Source organism: Streptomyces sp. NPDC102360 (genome assembly GCF_044766085.1).
Lineage (GTDB): Bacteria > Actinomycetota > Actinomycetes > Streptomycetales > Streptomycetaceae > Streptomyces.
In genome coordinates this window covers 62,922-88,056 of sequence record NZ_JBIWLG010000007.1, presented here as the reverse complement: position 1 = coordinate 88,056, position 25,135 = coordinate 62,922, and the positions used below count along the sequence as shown (strand labels likewise).

Genomic DNA, 25,135 nt, shown 5'->3' with positions numbered 1-25,135 from the left:
GTCCTTCCAGAGGGCAGGTGGGGAGCGTCAGTTGGACCAGTCAGCGGCCATCCGGCCGGTGCCGAAGGCGCCGTCCTGTTCGCGGAGCGAGGCGGCGACGGACTTGAGGACCTCGCGGCCGGATTCACCGTTGGTCAGGGCCACGAAGCCGGAGCCCGTGCCGGTGTTGACGATCAGCATGTTCCGGTAGCCGTACGGCTCTCCGCCGTGGCCGGCGTCGAGGTCGGGCGCGCGGCCGTCGACGACGGCGCCCAGACCGTAGAAGCCGCCCTCCCCCGGAGTCAGCATCTGCTCGGCCAGCGGCCGGGACAGTACGGCGTAGGCCTCACCGCGGTGGGCGCGGCGCAGCTCGACGGCGACCTTGGCGAGGTCACCGGCCGTGGACCACAGTCCGGATGAGGCCAGCTGCGGGCGGACCCGCCAGCCGCCGTCCACCGGCCGCCCCTCGCTGTCGTGTCCGGTGGCGGCCGGGCGCCCCGAGGTCCCCGGGAAGTCCTGTTCGAAGCTGCTGGAGGTCATGCGCAGCGGTTCGAGGACCAGCTCCCGCATCAGTGCGGCGAAGGGCTGTCCGCTGATGTCCTCCAACAGCTGCTGGATCACGGAGTAGTTGGTGTTCGCCAGCTCGAAGGTGCCGCCCGGCGGCCGTTCGGCGCGGACCGGCGGGGTGTCCACCGGCGGACGGCCGCCCAGCAGGTCGAGCACGGTGGGCATCGTCTCGCCGGGCCGGTAGCCGGCGTTGGCGACCACGGTGAGACCCGAGCGGTGGCCGAGCAGCTGGCGCGGGGTGACCTCGGCGGGGGTGCCGAACTCGTCGGTGACCTGCCAGGACGTGAGGTACGTGTTCACGTCCGTGTCGAGGTCGAGGCGCCCCCGGTCGACCAGGCGCAGCACGCCGAGTGCGGTGACGAGCTTGCTGATCGAGCCGGCCTGGAACAGCGTCTGCGGGGTGACGGCTTCGGTGCCGCCTGCCGTCAGCACGCCGTAGGCCTGCACCCCGGCGAGTTCACCGTCCCGGATCCGCGCGATCACAGCACCTGGGACGTGCCCATCGGACACCCCGGGGAGCTGCTGAACCGTGGACTTCGGCTGGGTCCTGGCCTGGGCCTTCGGCTGGGTCTTCGGCTGGGTCTTGGCCGCCTGGGCGTCGACCGCGGCGGCCAGTTCGGCCAGGCTCTCGGTCTCGTACAGCATGCGCAGCGAGATGGGCAGCCGCTGCTTGCGGGCGGCCGCCATCACCTTGATGATCAGCATCGAGTGCCCGCCGAGGCCGAAGAAGTTGTCGTCCGCCGCGATGCGTTCGATACCGAGCAGCTCCGACCAGATCGCGGCAAGCGCCTTCTCGGTGTCCGTCCGCGGTGCCTGGAACTCCTTCTCCTGAGTGCCGGACGCGCGGTCGGGGGTGGGCAGTGCCCTGCGGTCGACCTTGCCGTTGGCGTTCAGCGGCAGTGCGTCGAGGGCGGTCAGGGTGGCCGGGATCATGTAGTCGGGCAGGCGGGCCGCGAGGTGCTCACGGAGGGACTCCGGAGTGGCGATCGCGGGGGCGTAGTAGGCGGCGAGTTCCCTGTCGCCGGCCGCCGTGTCCATGGTGGTGACGAAGGCGTCGCGGACCTCGGGGTGGCCGGCGAGGACGGCCTGGACCTCGCCGAGTTCGATACGGAACCCGCGGATCTTGACCTGGTCGTCCAGCCGGCCCAGGAACTCGACGTTGCCGTCGGCGAGTTGGCGCACCAGATCGCCGGTGCGGTAGAGGCGGGCGCCCGGCTCGATGCCGTACGGGTTCGGCACGAACCGCTCGGCCGTCAGGTCCGGACGGCCCGCGTAACCGCGCGCCACCCCGGTGCCACCGACATAGAGCTCCCCGCTGACACCGACCGGGACCGGTTGCAGGGCCGCGTCCAGGACATACATCGCCATGTTCGGCAGCGGACGGCCGATCGGCAGGACCTCGGCGCCGATGTCCTGCGGCACCGGGAAGACGCTGGTGCCGACGGAGGCCTCGGTCGGCCCGTACTCGTTGACCAGCCGGACCTGCGGGGCCAGTTCACGCCACCGCTCCAGCGTCGCCCGCGTGAACGCCTCACCCGCCACCACCAGCACCGGAGCCAGACCACTCGCCTGCGCCGGCGTCAACTGCTGCGCCAACACGTCCAGATGTCCCGGGGTGAGCTTGACGAAGCTGTACGGGGCGTGGGCCAGCAGCCGCTCACCCAGATCCGCGAGACCCGTCTCCTGCCCGACGGTGTGCACCGACTGGCCGGTGACCAGCGGCGCCCACAGATTGGGGACCACCAGATCGAAGGCGACCGAGGAGAACAACGGCGCACCACCGGACCCCTGCGCGGCCAACTCCCGTGCCGCCCAGGCCACATGGTTGGCCAGACCCCGGTGCGGAACCTCGACACCCTTGGGCTTTCCGGTCGAACCGGAGGTGAAGATGACGTACGCGAGACGGTCCAGGTCCTCGGTGCGCTCCGGAGCGGTCGTGGGCCACGCCGCGAGATTCCCGAAGGTCTCCGGTGTCACCTCCACCGGCGCCTGCGCGGCCTCCCGCATCGCCGCCACCCGCTCGGCCGGATACGACAGGTCGACCGGAACGTACGCACCACCCGCCTTCCACACCGCGAGCAGCGCCGCGATCAGATCCGGACCCCGGTCCAACCGCACAAGCACCCGCGACTCGACGCCCACACCCAAATCCCGCAGATGATGCGCCAACTGATTGGCCCGCGCGTCCAGTTCGCCGTACGAGAGCACACCGCCCTCGTGCCGCACCGCCACCGCGCCGGGCGTCTCGGCCACCTGCGCCTCGAAGCGCTCCAGCACGGAAGACGTCTCCGCCTCGAACGCCGTGTCGTTCCACTCGACGAGGATCCGCTGCCGCTCCCCCTCCGGGAGGAAGGAGGCCCGCGCGTCGCCCTTCGGGTCCGCCGCCATCGCCTCCAGCACGGAGCGGTAGACCGTGCCGAGCCGGTCGAGGGCGGTCTGGCTCATCACCAGGTTGTTCGCGGAGAGGTTGATGTGACCGGACAGGACCGAGACCCGCAGGCCGAATTCGAGGGCTCCCTCGCCCACCGTCGCCCCGGTGTCGATCAGCTTCTCGTCGACCTGGTGGAAGTCCTGGTAGGAGAACGGGATGTCGATCAGGCGTTGCCCGTCGCCGAGTTCGCGCTGGATCTCGGGCATCGGGAAGGAGCGGTGGGACCAGAGCTCGACCTCGCGGGCGAAGACCTGCTCCGTCAGCTCGCGCCAGGTGCCGGCCGAGCGGTCGTGCGCGAAGGGCAGCGTGTTCAGGTGCATTCCGTACACCCGGTCGGCGCCCCTCGCCTCGGGCCTGGCGTTGCACACCAGGCCGGTGAAGAAGGACTCCTCCGCGGTGAGCTGGCTCATCACCTTCAGGTGCGCGGCGTGCAGCACGCTCTTCAGTGAGGCGCGGGCGTCGGCGGCCAGGCCGCGCAGGCCCTGCTCCAGATCGGTGAAGACGACCTGGCTGCGGGACTGGGCGCGCGGGGCGTCCGGCGCGTCGGCCCAGGCCTCCGGGAGGGTCAGCCGGGGGTGCCCGGTGACGATGTCCTTCCAGTAGGCCCGGTCCTGCGGGGAGTCGAGGGAGGCGAGTTCGGCCGCGATGAAGTCCGCGTAGCGCACGGCCGGCGCCACGTAGGGCTCGGCCCTGCCCGTGTCCCTGATCTGCCGGTAGGCGTCCAGGACCTCCATGACGAGGGTGAAGGTGCTCCAGCCCTCCATCACCACATGGCACTCGGTGATCGCGAGCCACCACGCGCCGGTCTCCTCGATGTGCGCGGCGATCCGCAGCAGCGGCGCCCGCCCGAGGTCGAAGACGTCGGCCCGCTCCTCGGTGGTGAACTGCCGCACCGCACGGTCGATCCCGGCCCGGTCGAGGCCGCTCAGGTCGCGGGTCCGCACGGGGATCTCCGCGTCGGCGTGCACCAGCTGCATCGGCACCGAGTACGTGGAGAGGTCGACCGAGGTACGGAGCACCTCGTGCCGCCCGACGATCAGCGCCACGGCCTGCCGCAGCGCGTCGGCGTCGAAGGCGACCTCGTCCCTGATCCGCATGGAGAAGACGTTGTGGTACGTGTTCCGGCCGTCGCCGCGCTGCATCTCGATGACCATGCCGAGCTGCGCCTGGGAGAGCGGATACGCATCGGTGAGGCCCTCGGGCAGCAGAGCCGCGTCCTCGGCGGGAAGGAGGGTGAACGGCTCGACGCTTCGCACCCCGCCCGCCGGGGCGGGGCGGCCGGTCGCCAGCTCGGCGAGCGCGGCGACCGTCAGGCACTCCAGGACGTCGCGTACGGCGAGATCGAATCCGGCCTCCCGCAACGCGCCGACCAGGGAGAGCGCCCTGATGGAGTCCCCGCCGAGGTCGAAGAAGCTGTCCTGGACACCGACCCGCTCCACACCGAGGACCTCGGTCCAGGCGTCGGCGATGCGCTGCTCCTCGACGGTGCGCGGAGCGACGTACGCCTGGTCCGCGGCGAGCACGGTTCCCTGGTCGGGGGCCGGCAGGGCGCGCTTGTCGAGCTTGCCGTTGGTGGTCAGCGGCAGCCGGTCGAGGGCGACGAAGGCCGACGGAATCATGTACTCGGGCAGGGCGGCGCCCAGGTGGGCCCTCAACTCACCCAGCTCCAGCGACTGTTGGCCGATGGCGACGACGTACGCGATGAGGCGCTTGTCGCCGGGGGTGTCCTCGCGTACGACGACGACCGCGTCGCGGACGTGCGGGTGGGCGGCGAGCGCGGTCTCGATCTCACCGAGCTCGATACGGAAGCCACGGATCTTCACCTGGTCGTCGGCCCGCCCGAGGAACTCCAGGCTCCCGTCGGGAAGTCGGCGCGCCAGGTCCCCGCTCTTGTAGAGCCGCGAGCCCGCGGGCCCGTACGGGTCCGGCACGAACCGCTCGGCCGTCAGCCCGGGACGGCCCAGATATCCACGGGCCACACCCGGCCCACCGACATGGATCTCACCGGCGACACCGATCGGCGTCAGGTCGCCTTCGCCGTCGAGCAGATGGACCTGGAGGTCGGCGAGCGGCCGGCCGATGGCGTTGCCCGCCCGCGGGTCCAGATCCTTCTTGGTGAGGCGGTGGTAGGTGGTGTGGACGGTGGTCTCGGTGATCCCGTACATGTTCACCAGCGCGGTGCGGGCCAGGCCCAGCCGGTCCGTCCACGGCTTGAGTTCCTGGATCTCCAGCTTCTCGCCTGCGAAGACCACCGCCCGCAGCGCGAGTTGCTTGATGCGCGGATCGCCGTCGGCCGCCGCGGCGACCAGGCCGCGGAAGGCCGAGGGGGTCTGGTTGAGGACCGTCACCTCTTCCGTGACGAGCAGGTCGAGGAAGTCCTCGGGCGAGCGGGTGACGGCATACGGGACCACGACGAGCCGGCCACCGTGCAGCAGCGCGCCCCACATCTCCCACACCGACACATCGAACGCGTAGCTGTGGAACAGCGGCCACACATCCGTCTCGTCGAACGCGTAGTGCTCCTGCCCGCGTTCAAGCAGCCGCACCACATTCGAGTGCGTCAGCGCCACACCCTTCGGCCGACCCGTCGAACCCGACGTATAGATCGTGTAGATCAGATTCTCCGGACTGCCCGCCACCACCGGATTCGACGACGGCTGCGCCCCGATCAGCTCCGCGTCCGTGTCGAGGAGCAGCACCTCGACATCGAAGAGATCCGCGTGGGCCGCCGTGGTGACCACCACCGGCGCCTTCGCGTCCTCGACGATGTACGCGATACGGTCCGCCGGGTTCGCCGGGTCCAACGGCAGATACGCCGCACCCGACTTCAGGATCCCCAACAGCGCCGGAATCAGCTCGATCCCCCGCTCCAGACCCAGCCCGACCAGCGTCTCCGGGCCAACACCCCTGGCGAGCAGAGCATGCGCGATCCGGTTCGCCCGCGCGTTCACCTCGGCATAGGTGAGGTCCGCGCCCTCGAAGGTCACCGCGATGCCCTCCGGGGTCCGCGCCGCCTGCTCCTCGAACACCTCGTGCACCCGGCGGGTCACCGGCTCGGCCGCCTCGGTGGTCCGCTCCCCGAGCAGTCGCTCGCGCTCGCCCGCGGGCAGCCTGGCCGCCTGGGCGTCCCCGTCGGCGTCCGCGGCCATCGCCTCCAGGACGGCCCGGTACATCCCGGCGAGACGCTCCGCGTGCGCCCTGCTCAGCACGTGGGTGTTGGTGCTGAGGACGATGTTCTTGCCGGTGGCGTGCACGGAGAGGCTGAACTCGGTGGGCGTCTCGCTGATCCGTACGCCCGAGTCGACGAGGTCGTCGTCGACCTGGTGGAAGTCGACGAAGTTGAACAGCACATCGATCAGCCGGCCGCCGCGCGCCTCCCGCTGGATCTCCGGGAGCGGGAAGCGGCGGTGCGCCCAGACCTCCAGTTCGCGGGCGAAGACCTGCCCGATCAGCTCGCGCCAGGTGCGGGCGCCGCGCTCGTGGGCGAACGGCAGGGAGTTGAGGTGCATCCCGAGCACCCGGTCGGCGCCCGCCGCCTCGGGGCGGGCGTGGTTCACCAGGCCCGAGTGGAAGGCCTGCTCGCCGGTGAGCTGGCTGAGCGTCTTCAGGTGTGCGGCGTGCAGGACGCTCTTCAGCGAGGTGCCGGTCTCGGAAGCAAGCGCGCGCAGCCGCTCGGCCAGGTCCTCGAAGCCGACGACGACGCGGTTGCCCTCGCGCGGCTTCTCGGGGCTCTCGCCCCAGCCGGCGGGAAGTTCGAACTTGGCGTGCTCCTCGACGATGCCCTTCCAGTACGCGCGGTCCTCGGCCGAGGCGAGCGCCTCCACCTCACCGGCGATGAAGTCGGCGTACCTGACGGACGGCCGCTCGTACGGGGCCGCTTCGCCGGTGTCCCTGAACTCCCGGTAGGCGGAGAGGAGTTCCATCACCAGTGAGGCGTGGCTCCAGCCCTCCAGGATGATGTGCGACTCGGTGAGCGAGAGCCACCAGGCGGACTCGCTCTCGATGTGCGCCGCGGTCCGCAGCAGCGGGGCGGCGGCCAGGTCGAAGAGCTTGCCGCGCTCCGCGGAGACATGGGCGCGCAGAGCCGCCTCCAGTCCCGCCGCGTCGGTGTCGCGGAGGTCCGTCACGGTGACCGGGGTGTCGACCCGGGCATGGACGATCTGGAGCGGCACGGAGTATCCGGCGGCGGCGACGGAGGTGCGCAGCACCTCGTGCCGGTCGACGACGGTCCGTATGGCCGCCTCGAACGCGGCGGGTGTGAACGGCGCGTCGTCCGTGATCCGGAACGAGGTCACATTGTGGTAGTTGCCGCGGCTCTCGTCGGCCAGCAGCTCGACGACCATGCCGGCCTGGATCTGGGACAGCGGATACGCGTCGGTGATGCCCTCGGGCAGCTTTCCGCGGTCCGCCGCCGGGATCAGCTCGTACGGTTGCACCTTGTTCTCCCCGTCCGTTGTTGCTTCGCGGCCCTCCAGGAGCCCCGCGATCGCGGCGATCGTGCGTAGTTCGAAGACCTCACGGACGGCGACGTCGAAGCCCGCCGCGCGCATCGCGCCGACCAGTGCGACGGCCCGGATGGAGTCACCGCCGAGGTCGAAGAAGCTGCTCTCCGCTCCGGCGCGCCGGGTGCCGAGCACCTCGCACCAGATCTCGGCGAGCCGCGTCTGCACGGCACCGCGGGGTGCGGTGTACGCCTCGCCGGAGTCGAGTGCGCTGTCCGAAGGCGCGGGCAGGGCACGGAGGTTGAGCTTCCCGTTGGCGTTCAGCGGGATCCGCTCGATGGGCACGTACGCCGCCGGGACCATGTGGTCCGGGAGCGTCGCGGCCAGGTAGGGGCGGAGTTCGCCGCGCGCGGGGGGCTCCTCGCCCGTGGCGACGAAGTAGGCGACGAGGCGCTTGTCGCCGGGGGTGTCCTCGCGTACGACGACGACCGCGTCCCTGACCTGCGGGTGGGCGCCCAACGCGGCGGATATCTCACCGAGTTCGATGCGGAAGCCGCGGATCTTGACCTGGTCGTCGATCCGGCCGAGGAACTCCAGGCTGCCGTCGGCCAGCCGCCGCGCGAGGTCGCCCGCCCGGTAGAGCCGGGCGCCTTCGGGACCGTACGGGTCGGGCACGAACCGGTCGGCCGTCAGCTCGGGACGGCCCAGGTAGCCGCGGGCCACTCCGGGACCGCCGACGTGGATCTCGCCGGGGACTCCGAGCGGCACGATCCGGCCGTCCCGGTCGAGCAGGCACACCCGCAGATCGCCGAGCGGGGCGCCGACCGGGCTGCGCGAGGGCTCCGCCAGGTCTCCCCCGGTCAGCCGGTGGTGGGTGACATGGACGGTCGTCTCGGTGATCCCGTACATGTTCACCAGCGCGGTGCCGTCAAGACCGACCCGTTCGGCCCACGGCACCAACTCGGCGACCTCCAGTTTCTCGCCGCCGAGGACGACCGCCCGCAGCGCGAGCCGGTCGATGCGCGGGTCGCCGTCCCTGGCCGCGCCGACCAGCGAACGGAACGCGGACGGCGTCTGGTTGAGCACCGTCACCCGCTCGCGCACCAGCAGGTCGAGGAAGTCCTCGGGCGAGCGGGCGGTGTCCTGCGGTACGACCACGAGCCGGCCGCCGTGCAGCAGCGCGCCCCACAGCTCCCACACCGAGAAGTCGAAGGCGTAGCTGTGGAACAGCGTCCACACGTCCTCGGCTCCGAAGCCGAACCGGTCCTCGGTCACGGTGAACAGCCGCAGGACGTTCGCGTGGGACAGGGCCACGCCCTTGGGGCGGCCCGTCGAGCCCGAGGTGTAGATGACGTACACGAGGTTCTCGGGGCTGCCGGCCACCGCGGGGGCGGTCCCCGGCTGGGCGTCGATCAGCTCCGCGTCGCGGTCCAGGAGGATCGGCTCGCCCTCGAAGTGGGCGCCGAGCGCGGAGGTACTGAGGACCACCGGGGCGCCTGCGTCCTCGACGATGTGGGCGAGGCGGTCCGCCGGATAGGTGGGGTCGAGCGGCAGATACGCGCCGCCCGCCTTGAGGACCGCCAGGAGCGACGCCACCAGGTCGGTGCCGCGTTCGAGGCTGACGCCGACCAGCGTCTCGGGGCCGACGCCCTTGGCGCGCAGCAGCTGAGCGATGCGGTTGGCGCGGGTGTCGAGTTCGGCGTACGTGAGGTGGTGGCCGTCGAAGGTCACGGCGACCGCGTCGGGGGTCCGCGCGGCCTGCCGCTCGAACACCTCGTGCACCCGGTGCGCCACCGGCTCGGTCCGGTCGTCGGGTTCCGTCCCCTCGACGAGCCAGTCGGTGAGCTGGAGTTCCCGCTCCCCCGCCGGCAGGTACACCTCGCGGGCGTCGCCCTCGGGTCCCGCGGCCATCGACTCCAGGACCGCGCGGTACATCGCGGCGAGACGTTCGGCGTTGGCACGGCTGAGGCTGTGCGTGTCGGTCTTGACGTTGAGGTGTCCCGCCAGGGTCGTGACGGCCAGGCCGAACTCGATGCCGCCCGCGCCGACGCCCGCCGTGACATCGACCAGATCGGTGTCGACCTGGTGGAAGTCCTGGTAGTTGAAGACCACGTCGACCAGCCGGTGGCCGCCCGCCTGCCGCTGCAGTTCGGGGAGCGGGAACTGCCGGTGCGGCCACAGGGCGACCTCGCGGTCGAAGACCTGCCTGACCAGTTCGCGCCAGGTGGCGGCGCCCCGGTCGTAGCCGAACGGCAGCGTGTTGACGTACATCCCGAGCACCCGGTCGGCGCCGGCCGCCTCCGGGCGGGTGTCGCTGACCAGGCCCGCGTGGAAGTGCTCCGCCGCCGTGAGCTGGCTCAGCACCTTCAGGTGTGCGGCGTGCAGCACGGCCTTGAGCGAGACCCTGGACGCGGTGGCCAGCGACCTGAGGCCCGGCTCCAGGTCGCTCAGCGGCACGCGCAGCCGGTACGGCTCACGAGGCGTGGCGGGATCCGCGCCCCAGCCGGCCGGCAGCTCGAAGGCGGTGTACGCGTCGAGGGTCCGCTGCCAGTGCTCTCGGGTGTCCGGGCTGTGCAGGCAGGCCAGTTCGGCCGCGATGAAGTCCGCGAAGCGCACCTCGGGCAGCGGGCGGAGCTCCGGCCGGTGCCCGTCGCGCAGGGCGGCGTACACGTCCAGGAGCTCCATCATCAGGGCGTGGTAGCTCCACCCTTCGGTGATGGCGTGCGACTCGGTGAGGGCGAGATGCCAGGCCTCCTCGCTCTCCACGAGCGCGGCGACCCGCAGCAGCGGGGCACGGGTCAGCTCGAAGTGGTCGGCGTGTTCGGCGGCCACATGGGCGCCGATCGCCTCGTCGCGGGCCGCGGTGTCGAGGCCGCGCAGATCGATGACGCGTACCGGGACCTCCGCGGCGCTGTGCACGAGCTGCATCGGTACGGAGTGGGCGGTCAGTTCGAAAGAGGTGCGCAGCACCTCGTGCCGCGCCACCACGATGTCGGCGGCCTCGCGCAGCGCTTCGGGCGAGAAGGCGACACCGTCGCGGATCCGGTTCACGCTGACGTTGTGGTACTTGGTCCGCTCCCCGTCGGCGAGCATTTCGACGACCATGCCGGTCTGCACCTGGGACAGCGGATAGGCGTCCGCGAGCCCGGCGGGCAGCAGGTTCCGGTCCGCCGCGGGGACCTGCGCGAAGGGTGCGGCCCAGGTGGCGTCCGCGGGCGCGGGCCGGCCGGTGAGGAGTTCGGCGAGTGCGGCGACCGTGCGCGCCTCGAAGACCTCGCGGACTCCGGTGTCGAAGCCGGCGGCGCGCAGCGCGCCGATCAGGGTCACGGCCCGGATGGAGTCGCCGCCGAGGTCGAAGAACCCGTCGTGCACACCGACCCGCTCGACTCCGAGCACCTCGCGCCACACCCCGGCGATGCGCTCCTCCACGGGGGTGCGCGGGGCGGTGTACGCCTCGGCGGCGGCGTGTGCCGAGCGGTCCGGGGCGGGCAGGGCGCGCCGGTCGGTCTTTCCGTTGGCGCTGAGCGGGAGGGCGTCCAGCGCGGTGAAGGAGGCCGGCACCATGTACTCCGGCAGCGCGGCGGTGAGCAGCTCGCGCAGTGCGCCGGGCTCGGGAGCGGCGCCGGCCTCGGGCACGTAGTACGCGGCGAGGGTACGGCTGCCGGGCACGTCCTCGCGGACCGCTGCGACCGCTTCGCGGACCTCCGGGTGGGTGAGCAGCAGCGCCTCGATCTCGCCGAGCTCGATGCGGAAGCCGCGTAGCTTGACCTGGGTGTCGATGCGGCCGATGAAGTGCAGCTCGCCGTCCGGCAGCACCAGCGCCGAGTCCCCGGTGCGGTAGAGGCGTGAGCCGGCCGCGCCGTACGGGTCGGGCACGAACCGCTCGGCGGTCAGGGCGGGCCGGCCCAGGTAGCCGCGGGCCACCCCGATGCCGCCGAGGTACAGCTCACCGGGGACTCCGGCGGGCACGGGGTGCATCCGGGCGTCCAGGACATGGGCCGTGAAGGCGGGCATCGGCCGGCCGATGGGCGCGAAGACGGCGCCGTTCAGGGGGCTGCTCATGGTGGCGCAGACGGTCGTCTCGGTGGGCCCGTACGCATTGATCATGACGCGGCCCGCGGACCAGGCCGCGACCGTGTCGGGCGGGCAGGCCTCACCGGCGACGAGCAGGGTCGCGCCGGCCGGGAGCCCGCCCTCGACGGGCAGTACGGAGAGGGCCGTCGGGGGCAGGGTGAGATGGGTGACCCGCTGCTCGTGCGTGAGCGCCGTCAGCTCCGGGCCCGGCATCAGCCGCTCGGCCGGAGCGAGGACCAGCGTGGCGCCGGTCAGCAGGGTCTGGGCGAGTTCGGCGAAGGCCGCGTCGAAGCTGATCGAGGCGAACTGCAGCACCCGGCTGCCGGGTTCGATCCCGATCCGGGCGGCCATGCCCGCACCGAGGTTGCCGGTGCCCGCGTGGGTGACGACGACGCCCTTGGGCTTTCCGGTGGAGCCGGAGGTGTAGATGACGTACGCGGCGCTGTCGGCGCCGAGTGTCACCTCGGGCGCGGTGGCCGGCTGCGCGGCGACGGCTGCCACCGTGTCCGGGGCGTCGACGACGACGGTGTGCGCCCCGTGCCCGGGGAGCGTCCCGACGATGTGCTGCTGGGTGAGGACGACCCGGGTCGCCGAGTCGCCGATCATGTGGGCGAGACGGTCGGCCGGGTAGGCGGGGTCGAGCGGCAGATAGGCGCCGCCCGCCTTGAGGATGCCGAGGATGCCGGTCACCAGGTCCGGGCCGCGGTCCATCGAGATGCCGACGATCGTCTCCGGGCCCACTCCGAGGCCCGCGAGGTGGTGCGCGAGCCGGTTGGCCCGCGCGTCGAGCCCGGCGAAGGTCAGCTCGGTCCCTTCGTGGGCGAGGGCGATGCCGTCCGGGGTGCGCGCCACCTGGGCGGCGAAGAGCCCGGGGACGGTGCCTTGCAGCGCGGGGGCCGCAGCCGCGGTGCCGGGCAGCAACTCCCGTTCGGGCGACGGCAGATACGTGGCCGAGGCGTCCCCGTCCGGGTTCGCCGCCATCGCCTCCAGCACGGCCTCGTAGAGCCCGGCGAGCCGCTCGACGGAGTGCTGGCTCAGGGCCTCGGAGTGGCTGCTGAGGCCGAGATGTCCGCCGAGCACGGAGACGTGCAGCCCGAACTCGGTGGACGCGTCGTGCACGGCCTCCTTGAAGTCGACCCGCTCGGTGTCGACCTGGTGGAAGTCCAGGTAGTTGAAGACCACGTCGATCAACCGCTCGCCACCGGCGAGCCGCTGCACGGCGGGCAGCGGGTAGCGCCGGTGCGGCCAGGTCGCCGCTTCCCGGGCGAAGGTCTGCTGGACCAGCTCGCGCCAGGTGCCGGCGGTGCGGTCCGTCGGGTGCGGCAGCGTGTTGAGGTGCATTCCGTGGACCCGCTCGGCGCCGAGCGCCTCGGGCCTGCCGTGCGCGACGATGCCGGTGTGGAAGCGCTCCTCGTCGGTGAGCTGGCTCATGACCTTCAGATGGGCCGCGTGCAGCACGCTCTTGTACGAGACCCGGGCCGTGGCGGCCAGGGCCCGCAGCCGGCGCTCGACACCGCTGAGGGCGACGCGCGCCCGTGTCACGGTACGAGGGGTACCGGGGGCGTCCGCCCAGCCCGCGGGCAGCGTGAAGGGGGCATTGCTGTCGACGGTCCGCTGCCAGAACGCACGGTCATCGGCTGATTCGAGCGACTCCCGTTCACCCGCGATGAAGTCGGCGTACCGGACGGACGGCGCCTCGAAGGGCGAGGGCTGCCCTTCGTCCCTGAACTGCCGGTAGCAGTCGAGGAGTTCCATCAGCAGGGAGTGGTGGCTCCAGCCTTCGGTGACCATGTGCGGCTGGGTGAGGACGAACTGCCAGGACTCCTCGTCCTCCCTCAGCGCGGCGATGCGCAGCAGCGGGGCGGCCGACAGCTCGAAGAGCCGGGACCGCTCCTCGGCGCGGAAGGCGGCGACGGCCCGCTCCCTGGCGTCCACGTCGAGCGCCCGCAGATCGCGGACGGTCACCGGGACCTCGGCGTGGGTGTGCACGTACTGCATGGGCACGGAGTGGGCGGTCAGCTCGACGGAGGTACGCAGGATGTCGTGCCGCGCGGTGACCGTGCGGGCCGCCGCGCGCAGCGCCGTCACGTCGAAGGCGTGGCCGTCGCGGATCCTGAAGAGACTGACGTTGTGGTACTTGTTGCCGCCGTCCTCGGCGAGCATCTCGACCACCATGCCGGTCTGCACCAGCGACAGCGGGTAGGCGTCGTCGAGCGCGGCGGGCAGCCGGTCCCGGTCGGCCGCGGGCACCAGGGCGAAGGGCCGGACGGGCGCGGCGGCCCCGTCGGGCGCGGGGCGTCCCGTGAGCAGCTCGGCGAGAGCGGCCACGGTGCGGTACTCGAAGACGTCGCGCACCCCGATGTCGAAGCCGTCGCCTCGCAGCGCGCCGACCAGGGCGACCGCGCGGATGGAGTGTCCGCCGATCTCGAAGAAGTCGTCCTCGACACCGACGAGTTCCCGCTCCAGGACGCGGCGCCAGACCGCGGCGACCCGCTCCTCGACCTCGGTACGGGGAGCCACCCGGCGGTCGTCTTCGGCAGAAGCCCCGTCGGGGGTGGGGAGGGCCTTGCGGTCGACTTTGCCGTTGGCGTTCAGCGGCAGTGCGTCGAGGGCGGTCAGGGTGGCCGGGATCATGTAGTCGGGCAGGCGGGCCGCGAGGTGCTCGCGGAGCTGCTCGGGGGTGGCTGCGGGGGCGGGAGCGTAGTAGGCGGCTAGCTCGCCGTCCATGGTGGTGACGAAGGCGTCGCGGACCTCGGGATGGCCGGCGAGGACGGCCTGGACCTCGCCGAGTTCGATCCGGAACCCACGGATCTTGACCTGGTCGTCCAGCCGGCCCAGGAACTCGATGTTGCCGTCGGCGAGTTGACGTACGAGATCACCGGTGCGGTAGAGGCGGGCGCCCGGCTCGATGCCGTACGGGTTCGGCACGAACCGCTCAGCCGTCAGGTCCGGGCGGCCCGCATAGCCGCGCGCCACCCCGGTGCCGCCGACGTAGAGCTCGCCGCTGACGCCGACCGGGACCGGTTGCAGGGCCGCGTCCAGGACATACATCGCCATGTTCGGCAGCGGACGGCCGATCGGCAGGACCTCGGCGCCGATGTCCTGCGGCACCGGGAAGACGCTGGTGCCGACGGAGGCCTCGGTCGGCCCGTACTCATTGACCAGCCTTGTCCGCGGGGCCAGTTCACGCCACCGCTCCAGCGTCGCCCGCGTGAACGCCTCACCCGCCACCACCAGCACCGGAGCCAGACCACTCGCCTGCGCCGGCGTCAACTGCTGCGCCAGGATGTCCAGATGTCCCGGGGTCAGCTTGACGAAGCTGTACGGGCCCGAAGCGACCAGGTGCGCACCGAGGTCGGCCATGTCCACGTCCTGGCCGACGGTGTGCACCGACTGGCCGGTGACCAGCGGCGCCCACAGGTTGGGGACCACCAGGTCGAAGGCGACCGAGGAGAACAACGGCGCACCACCGGACCCCTGCCCGGCCAACTCCCTTGCAGCCCAAGCCACATGGTTGGCCAGACCCCGGTGCGGAACCTCGACACCCTTGGGCTTTCCGGTCGAACCGGAGGTGAAGATGACGTACGCGAGACGGTCCAGGTCATCGGCACGGACCGGAGCGGTCGTGGGCCACGCCGCGAGATTCCCGAAGGTCTCCGGTGTCACCGTCACCCGCGCCCCGGCGGCCTCCCGCATCGCCTCCACCCGCTCGGCCGGATACGACGGGTCGACCGGAACGTACGCGCCACCCGCCTTCCACACCGCGAGCAGCGCCGCGATCAGATCCGGACCCCGGTCCAACCGCACAAGAACCCGCGACTCGACGCCCACACCCAAATCCCGCAGATGGTGCGCCAACTGATTGGCCCGCGCGTCCAGTTCGCCGTACGAGAGCACACCGCCCTCGTGCCGCACCGCCACCGCGCCGGGCGTCTCGGCCACCTGCGCCTCGAAGCGCTCCAGCACGGAAGACGTCTCCGCCTCGAACGCCGTGTCGTTCCACTCGACGAGCTGGCGCTCAAGGTCCTCGGCCGGCAGATACGCGGCCTGCGCGTCGCCCTCGGAGTCCGCCGCCATCGCCTCCAGGACGAGCCGGAGCATCGCCGCGAGACGGTCGGTGCCGGCCCGGCTCAGGGCGCGCGGGGACGCGGTGAGGACCAGATGGCCGACGCGGGCGGACACGCCGAGCGGGAACTCGGTGGGGCTGTCGTCGATGCTCGCGAGGTAGTCGACCTGTTCCCGGTCGACCTGGTCGAAGTCGTGGTAACTGAAGCGCATGTCGATCAGCCGCTCGCCGTCGGCGAGTTCACGCTGGATGACCGGCATCGGGAAGGTGCGGTGCGGCCACAGCTCGATCTCGCGGGCGAAGACCGCGGCGACCAACTCGCGCCAGGTGCCCGCCGTACGGTCGTAACCGAAGGGCAGCGTGTTCAGGTGCATGCCGTACACCCGGTCGGCGCCGAGCACCTCGGGCCTGGCATTGCACACGAGGCCGCTGAAGAAGCGGTCCTCCTCCGTGAGCATGCTGAGCGTCTTCAGGTGTGCGGCGTGCAGCACCGCCTTGAGTGATGCGCCGGCCTTGGCGGCCAGGCTCCGCAGCCGGTCCTCCAGGTCGTGGAAGGGCACCGGGACGCGGTACGGCGTCCCCGCGGCGTCCGGATCGCCGGTCCACGCGGCGGGCACGGTCAGCCGGGCGTGGCCGTCGACGACCGTCCGCCAGTAGGTGCGTGCCTCGTCCGAGGCCAGTGTGTCGAGCTCGGCGGCGATGAAGTCGGCGAAGCGGGCGGTGGGCACGGGGCGTTCGGCCGGCTCCCGGCCGTCGCGGAGGTGGCCGTACTCCTCCAGGACCTCCATCAGCAGGGAGTGGTGGCTCCAGCCGTCGAGGATGGCGTGGCACTCGGTGTTGGTGATCCACCAACTGCCGTCACCGGCCTGGTGGGCGTGCAGCCGCAGCAGGGGCGGCGCCGAGAGGTCGAACAGCTCGGCGCGCTCCCTCGCGGTGAACTCCCGTAGGGACGACAGGAGTTCTTCCTCATTGAGGTGCGAGAGGTCGCGGGCGCCGACCGGCATCTCGGCCGTTGCGTGCACGAGCTGCATCGGCACGGAGCAGCCGGTGAGGTCGACGGAGGTGCGCAGCGCCTCGTGGCGGTCGACGACGACGGCGGCGGCCCGGCGCAGCGCCGGAAGCGAGAAGGGCACATCGTCGCGGATCCGGAAGGAGGTGACGTTGTGGTACGGGTGCTTCCCGTCGTCCGTGAGCATTTCGACGACCATGCCGAGCTGGACCTGGGAGAGCGGATACGCGTCCGCCAGGCCCTCGGGCAGCAGGGTCCGGTCCTCGGCCGGGACGAGCGAGAACGGTTCGACCCTGTGGTCCGTGCCGGCCGGTGCCGGGCGCCCGGTGACCAGCTCGGCGATCCGGGCGACCGTGCGGTACTCGAAGATGTCGCGTACGGCGAGGTCGTAGCCGGCCGCACGCAGCCTGCCGACCAGGCTGACGGCACGGATGGAGTGGCCGCCGAGCTCGAAGAAGCCGTCCTCCACACCGACCCGGTCGAGGCCGAGCACCTCGGCCCAGACCTCGGCGATGCGCTCCTCGGTGACGGTGCGGGGGGCGACGTGGGCGCCGCCGCCGAGGGCGTCCTGGCCGGGGGCCGGCAGGGCGCGCTTGTCGAGCTTGCCGTTGGTGGTCAGCGGCAGCCGGTCGAGGGCGACGAAGGCCGACGGAATCATGTACTCGGGCAGCGAGCCGCCGAGGAGTGAGCGAAGTTCGGCGGGGGCCGGGGCCTGCTCGTCCGCCGGTGTCACATAGGCGATGAGGCGCTTGTCGCCGGGGGTGTCCTCGCGTACGAGGACGACCGCGTCGCGGACGTGCGGGTGGGCGGCGAGCGCGGTCTCGATCTCACCGAGCTCGATACGGAAGCCGCGGATCTTCACCTGGTCATCGGCCCGCCCGAGGAACTCCAGGCTCCCGTCGGGAAGCCGGCGCGCCAGGTCCCCGCTCTTGTAGAGCCGCGAGCCCGCGGGCCCGTACGGGTTCGGCACGAACCGCTCGGCCGTCAGCCCGGGACGGCCCAGATATCCACGGGCCACGCCCGGCCCACCGACATGGATCTCACCGGCGACACCGATCGGGACCAACTGGCCGTACGTGTCCAGGAGATGGACGTGCAGATCCGCGAGGGGGTGACCGACGGGGTTGCCCGCCCGCGGGTCCAGGTCGGACTCGGTCAGGCGGTGGTAGGTGGTGTGGACGGTGGTCTCGGTGATCCCGTACATGTTCACCAGCGCGATGTCGTCCAGGCCGAACCGGTCGACCCACGGCCGCAGTTCGGAGACCTCGAGCCTCTCTCCGGCGAACACGACCGCGCGCAGGGACAGGTCCGCCTCGGCGCCGATCAGGGAACGGAAGGCGGAAGGCGTCTGGTTGAGGACCGTCGCCTTCTCCGTGACGAGCAGGTCGAGGAAGTCCTCGGGCGAGCGGGTGACGGCGTACGGGACCACGACGAGCCGGCCACCGTGCAGCAGCGCGCCCCACATCTCCCACACCGACACATCGAACGCGTAGCTGTGGAACAGCGGCCACACATCCGTCTCGTCGAACGCATAGTGCTCCTGCCCGCGTTCAAGCAGCCGCACCACATTCGAGTGCGTCAGCGCCACACCCTTCGGCCGACCCGTCGAACCCGACGTATAGATCGTGTAGATCAGGTTCTCCGGACTGCCCGCCACCACCGGATTCGAGGACGGCTGCGCCCCGATCAGTTCCGCGTCCGTGTCGAGGAGCAGCACCTCGACATCGAAGAGATCCGCGTGGGCCGCCGTGGTGACCACCACCGGCGCCTTCGCGTCACCGACGATGTAGGACAGGCGGTCCGCCGGATTCGCCGGGTCCAACGGCAGATACGCCGCACCCGACTTCAGGATCCCCAGCAGCGCCGGAATCAGCTCGATCCCCCGCTCCAGACCCAGCCCGACCAGCGTCTCCGGCCCAACCCCCCTGGCGAGCAGAGCATGCGCGATCCGATTGGCCTCGGCATTCACCTCGGCATAGGTGAGGTCCGCGCCCTCGAAGGACACCGCGACTCTGCCCGGTGTCCGCAGCACCTGCTCCTCGAACACCTCGTGCACCCGCCGGGTCACCGGCGCGGGGGTCCCGGTGGTGCCGAGCAGGACCGCACGCTCTTGTTCGCCCACGATCTCCAGGGCGGACAGCCGGGCCTGCGGTGCGTCGGCGATGCCGGTCAGGAGCCGCAGCAGATGGTCCGCCATCCGCTCGGCCGTGGCCCGCTCGAACAGCGCGGTCGCGTACTCCAGCCGGCCACCGAGCGAGCCGTCCTCCCCTTCGCGTATCTGGAGGTCGAGGTCGAACTTGGCGATACCGCCCGTACCTTCGAAGGGGGCGGCCTCGATGCCCGGGAACGCGAAGGCCGAGCCGCGCTCACCGTGCATGGTGAACGACACCTGGAACAGCGGCGTACGCGACAGGTCGCGTTCCGGCTGAAGCTCCTCGACCAGCCGGGCGAAGGCGAGGTCCTGGTGGTCGTACGCGTCCAGGACCGTGGAGCGGGTCCGGCCGAGCAGCTCGCCGAAGGCGGGATCGCCGGCCAGGTCGCCGCGGATGACCAGGCTGTTGATGCCGTAGCCGATGAGCTGCTGGAGCTCGGGGCGCCCGCGGCCGGAGACCACGGTGCCGACCGCGATGTCGTCCCGGCCGGTGTAGCGGGCCAGCAGGCTCTGGTAGGCGGTGAGGAAGAGCATGAAGAGCGTGGCGTCGTGCCTGTGCGCGACGTCGCGCAGCTTCGCGGCGAGCTCCGGCGCGATACCGAACGCCACCGAGGAGCCCGCTCCGTCGCGAACCGCCGGGCGCGGCCGGTCGGTGGGCAGCTCCAGAGGGGTGAGTTCCGCGAGTTGGCCCCGCCAGTAGTCGAGGTGGCGGCCGATGACCTCGCCGGTCAGCTCGGCGCGCTGCCAGGCCGCGTAGTCGGCGTACTGGACGGTCAGCGGGGCGAGTGCGCCGCCCGCGTACAGCTCGCTGAGCTCCTGTCCGAAGACTCCGGTGGACCAGGCGTCGCAGGCGATGTGGTGGAAGACGACCGCGAGGATGTGCTCCTCGGCGGAGAGCCGGATCAGCCGGGCCCGCACGGGCCAGTCGCGCCCCAGGTCGAAGGGGCGGGCGAGCTCCGCCTCTACGAGCTCCCTGGCCCGGTCCTCGTCGGCCGCACCGGTGAGGTCCAGCGGGGTGGGGCGCGGCTCGTCGATCAGCTGGACGGGCTCGTCGCCGTTCAGCGCGTACCGGGTGCGCAGGATCTCGTGCCGGTCGAGCAGGCCCTGCCAGGCCCGGCCCAGCGCCTCGGTGTCCAGGGGGCCGTTCAGCCGGAGCACCAGGGGGACCAGGTATTCGGGGCTGTCCGGTTCGAGCCGGCTGAGGAACCACATCTGCTGCTGCCCGTACGACAGGGGCAGCGCGGCGTCGCGGTCCGCGACGGCGATCTCCGCACGGCGGGGGCCGGCGCCGCGTCGTCCGGCGAGACGGCTGCGCAGCAGCTCGGCGCGCAGGGCGTCGGCATCAGCCCCAGGAACGGCTGGCTTCTCCATCTCACCGGTACTCATGCCTTGTGCTCCTTGGTCAGCATTGCGTCATGCACGATGTGGGAGTCGGAGAGCGCGGCGACCTCCGCCGTGACGCGCTCTTCGACGGTGGCCGCGAGCTGGGCGACCGTGGGGCCTTCGAAGACCGTGCGGACCGCGAAGTCGATCTCGAACTCCTGCTGGATGCGCGAGATGAGGCGGATCGCGAGAATCGAATTGCCGCCGACGTGGAAGAAGTTGTCGTGGGCCCCCGCCTGCACGCCGAGCAGCTCGGTCCAGATCTCGCCGATGCGCTCCTCGACCGGTCCGCTCGGTGCGATGTGTCCGCCGTCGTCGGCGGACCCGTCCGGCGCCGGGAGGGCACGCCGGTCGACCTTGCCGTTGGCGTTGACCGGGACCGCGTCGAGTGCGGTGAAGGTGGCCGGGATCATGTATTCGGGCAGTCGCGCCGCGCAGTGCGCGGCGAGGTCCGCCCCGGTGGCTTCGGGGTCGGTCCACACCACGTAGCCGGCGAGCCGAGGCTCGCCGTTCTCGAGCCGGTGGACGGTGACGGCCGCTTCACGCACAGCTGGATGCGCGGCCAGTACGGCCTGGATCTCGCCGAGTTCGACGCGGTAGCCACGGATCTTGACCTGGTCGTCGATCCGGCCGACGAACTCCACGTCTCCGTCCGGCAGCCGCCGGGCCAGGTCGCCGGTGCGGTAGAGCCGGGCGCCGGGCGTGCCGTACGGGTCGGGCACGAAGCGCTCGGCGGTCAGGTCGGGGCGGCCCGCATAGCCGCGTGCCACGCCGGTGCCGCCGACGTAAAGCTCGCCGGTGACACCGACCGGCACCGGGCGCATGGCCTCGTCGAGCACGTACATCGTCATGTTGGGCAGCGGCCGTCCGATGGGCAGCACCTGAGGGATGGGCGCGCTCCCCTCGGCCGGCACCTCGTGGACGGAGGTGCCGACGGAGGCCTCCGTCGGCCCGTACTCGTTGATCAGCCGGATGTCGGGGGCGAGTTCGCGCCAGCGCTCCAAAGTGGCCCGGGTGAACGGCTCGCCCGCCACGACCAGGACGGGGGCGAGTGCGCCGGCCTGTGCGGCGGTGAGCTGCACCGAAAGGATGTCCAGATGTCCGGGGGTGAGCTTGACGAAGCTGAAGGGCTCGGCCTCGGCGAGGCGTTTGCCCAGCTCGGACATGTCGGTGTCCTGGTCGAGCAGGAACAGCCGCTGTCCCGTGACCAGCGGCGCCCACAGGTTGGGGACGACGAGGTCGAAGGCGACCGAGGAGAAGAGTGCCGCCCCGCCGTAGTCCTGTCCGGCCAGCTCGCGGGCTGCCCAGGAGACGTGGTTGGCGAGTCCGCGATGGGTGACCTCGACTCCCTTGGGCCTGCCGGTGGAGCCCGAGGTGAAGATGACGTAGGCGAGGCGGTCGGGGTCGTCGGTCCGCACGGGGGCGGTGGCGGGCGCCGTGGCGAGGGCCGGGTTGTCCGCATCGTTGTCCGCATCGACGAGGACGAGCCCGGCGGACTCGGGGAAGCGGCTCCCGTACACCGATGACGTGAGCGCGATCCGGGCGCCGGCGCTCTCGCACATCGAGGCGATGCGGTCGGCGGGGTACGACGGGTCGATGGGGACGTAGGCGCCGCCCGCCTTCCACACCGCGAGCAGGGCGGTGATCAGGGCGGGCCCCCGGTCGAGGAGGACGGCGACACGCGATTCGGGGCCGGCCCCGAGGGCGCGCAGGTGGTGCGCCAACTGGTTGGCCCGGGCGTCGAGTTCGCCGTACGAGCGGGTCTCGGCGCCGAAGGTGAGCGCGGTGCGCTCCGGGGCGGTGCGGGCCTGCTCCTCGAAGAGTTCGGGGACCGTCGCGGGGCCGGTGGCGGCTTCGTACGCCGTGTCGTTCCAGTCCGTGAGGAGCAGGCGCCGCTCCTCGGCGGAGAGCAGGTCCACGGCGCCGAGCGGGGTGTCGGGGTGGGCCGCGACCTGCTCCAGGAGGGTCAGGAAGTGGCTCGTCATGCGCTGGACGGTGGACCGGTCGAAGAGCGAGGTGGCGTATTCGAGCACGCCGTCCAGGGCTCCGTCGGAGGTCTGCCGCATGAACAGCGACAGGTCGGTCTTCGCCACCTGCCAGGCGGCGGTGAACGCCGCCAGGTCCTCGTCCTGGGTGACGACGCTGGTCGTTCCCTCGCTGTGCAGGTCGAACGCGACCTGGTAGAGGGGGGTCCTGGAGAGGTCGCGCGCGGGCTGCATCTCGTCGACGAGGCGCTCGAAGGGGAGCTCCTGGTGGACGAAGGCCGCGCGGGCGGCGTCCCTGACCCGGCCGAGTGCCTCGGTGAACCCCATGTCGGCGGTGAGACCGCACCGTACGACCAGGGAGTTGAGGAAGAAGCCGATCATGCCCTCGGTCTCCGGGCGGGTGCGTCCCGCGACGGGGGTACCGACGGGGATGTCCCACTGGCCGCTGTAGCGGGCGACCAGCGCGGCATACGCGGTGAGGAGCGTCATGAAGGGCGTGGCGCCATGGGCCCGGCCCAACTCCGCGAGGTTTCGCGCCAGTTCGGGCGCGATCCGGAAGGGCACGACCGCGCCGCGCGGATCGCGGACGGCGGGGCGGGGGCGGTCGACGGGCAGGTCGACCGGGGCGATGCCGTCGAGTGCGGCCAGCCAGTGGTTGAGCTCGCCCTCGATGAGGTCCTCGGTGAGGTGGGTGCTCTGCCAGGCCCCGTAGTCCGCGTACTGGACGGTGAGCGGCGCCGGTCGCGGCTCGCGGCCGGACGCGTACGCCGCGCACAGCTCCCGCAGTTCGCGCTCCAGGACGACCGTGGACCAGCCGTCGCAGGTGATGTGGTGCATCGTCAGCAGTACCAGGTGGTCCTCGCCCTCGACCCGGGCGAGCAGCGCCCGCCACAGCGGCCCCTCGGCCAGGTCGAAGCCCCGCTCGAACTGCTCGCCGAAGAGGGCGGACACACCGTCCCTGCCGGTGTCCACGACCCGCAGTGCGACGCTCCCGGTGCCGGGTGCGTCGATGACCTGGCGCGGCTCGCCGCCGATGTCGAGGTAGCGGGTGCGCAACGGCTCGTGGCGGTTGCGCAGCTCCTCAAGGGCGCGCCGCACGGTCGCGGCGGGCAGCGTGCCGGGCAGCCGCAGGAAGAGCGGGGCGACCCACTCGGGGCTGCCGGGGTGCATCCGGTCCAGGAACCACAGCCGGCGCTGGCCCGAGGACAGCGGAAGCTCACCGTCGCGCGGGACCGGGCGGATCACCGGCTCGTCCGCGCCGGCCGCGGCCGGCGCGGCGACCAGTGCGGCCTGGGCCTCGACGGTGGTGGCCGCGAACAGTCCGCGCAGCGAGATCTTCTCGCCCGACGCGGCGCGCAGTCGCGCGGCCAGCCGGGTCAGTTGCAGTGAGGTGCCGCCGAGCGCGAAGAAGTCGTCGAGTGCGCCGACCCGGTCGAGCCCGAGGAGCTCCGCCCAGACCCGTGCGACGAGCTCTTCGGCCGCGTCGCGCGGGGCCGTGAACGCGGGCTGCTCGGCGGCCACGATCTCGTCGGGCGTGGGCAGCATGGCCCGGTCGACCTTGCCGTTGGCGGTCAGCGGGAAGGCGTCGAGGGTGCGGAAGAACGAGGGGACATGGCTGTCCGGCAGGCTCTCGGCGAGGAAGCCGCGCAGTTCGGTGATGTCCAGCGGGGCGCTCACCGTGAGATGGGCGGCGAGTCGCTTGGCGCCGTCCTCGACCGCGTACGGGAGGACCACCGCGCCGGTGACCGAGGGATGCGCGCCGAGTGCGGCCTCGATCTCGCCGGGCTCGATACGGACGCCGTTCACCTTGACCTGCTGATCGAGGCGGCCGAGGTACTCCAGAGTGCGGTCGGCGCGCCAGCGCACCTGGTCACCGGTGCGGTAGAGGCGGGCGCCCGGCTCGGTGGAGTACGGGTCGGGGACGAAGCGCTCGGCGGTCAGGTCGGGGCGGCCCGCGTAGCCGCGGGCGACGCCGACGCCGCCGGCGTACAGCTCGCCGGGGACGCCGATCGGCACCGGGGCGCCGGCCGCGTCGAGGACCAGCACCCGCATGCCGGGGATGGGGCGCCCGATCGGGACGGGCCCGGTGAGCAGGTCGGGGGCGACCGGCTGGGCCGTGATGTCGATGGAGCACTCGGTCGGACCGTAGGTGTTCCAGACCTCCAGGTCCGCGCCGGCCTTCTCGCGCAGCCGGGCCACGAGTTCGGCGTGCAACGGTTCGCCGGCCGAGAAGAGCAGCCGCAGCGGACCGCAGCCGCTCCAGTCGCCCTCGTCGACGAGCAGCCGCAGCACGGAGGGCACGACCTGCAGCACGGTCACGCGGTAGTCGGCGACCGCGCGCAGCAGCACGGCCGGATCCCGCTCGGCCCCTTCGGGGGCGAGCACCACGGTGCCACCGCTGACGAGCGGCGCGAAGATCTCCCAGCCCGCCGCGTCGAAGCCGATGGTGGTCTTCTGTACGACACGGTCCTCGGCCCCGAGCGCGTGCCGCTCCACGGTCCAGGCGACACGGTTCGCGATGCCGCCGTGGGTGACCACGACGGCCTTCGGCCTGCCGGTCGAGCCCGAGGTGAAGATGGCGTAGGCCACGTTGTCGGGCCCGGCCGCGGTGAGCGGGGCGCTGTCCTGCGCCGCGGCGGGGGCCTCGTCGGGCCCGATGCGCCGGGCCCCGGCGTCCCGGACAGCGCCCTCGAGGTCGGGGCCCGCCACGACAAGGCGGGCGCCTGAGCCCCGGACGAGTCCCGAAAGGCGGGCGGGCGGCTGGCCGGGGTCGAGCGGGACGTAGCCCGCTCCGGCCCGCCAGACCGCCAGCAGGGTCACCACGAGTTCGACGCCCCGCGGCAGGCTGACGCCGACCAGCGTCTCGGGGCCCGCACCCAGGTCCCGCAGGCAGCGGGCCATGCGGAGGGCCGCACGGTCCAGCTCCTCGTACGTCACCGCCCGGTCGCCGTCGACGACGGCGACCGCGTGCGGCGTACGGAACGCCTGCTCGGCGAAGCGTTCCGGCAGCAGTTCGGCGTTCACGGTTACTCCTGTCAGAGACCTGG

The 25,135-nt window shown here is 72.1% G+C and carries 2 protein-coding genes; both read right to left on the bottom strand.

Going from position 1 to position 25,135, the window contains the following annotated elements:
• Nucleotides 1-27: 27 nt before the first annotated feature.
• Nucleotides 28-20,106, bottom strand: coding sequence for an amino acid adenylation domain-containing protein (locus tag ACIRHA_RS25935; protein WP_403850324.1), 20,079 nt, complete (start codon nt 20,104-20,106; stop codon nt 28-30).
• Complete coding sequence (locus ACIRHA_RS25930) at nt 20,103-25,112, bottom strand: amino acid adenylation domain-containing protein (protein WP_403850321.1); 5,010 nt, start codon at nt 25,110-25,112, stop codon at nt 20,103-20,105. Before ACIRHA_RS25930 ends, ACIRHA_RS25935 begins: the two co-directional genes overlap by 4 nt.
• Nucleotides 25,113-25,135: the final 23 nt, after the last annotated feature.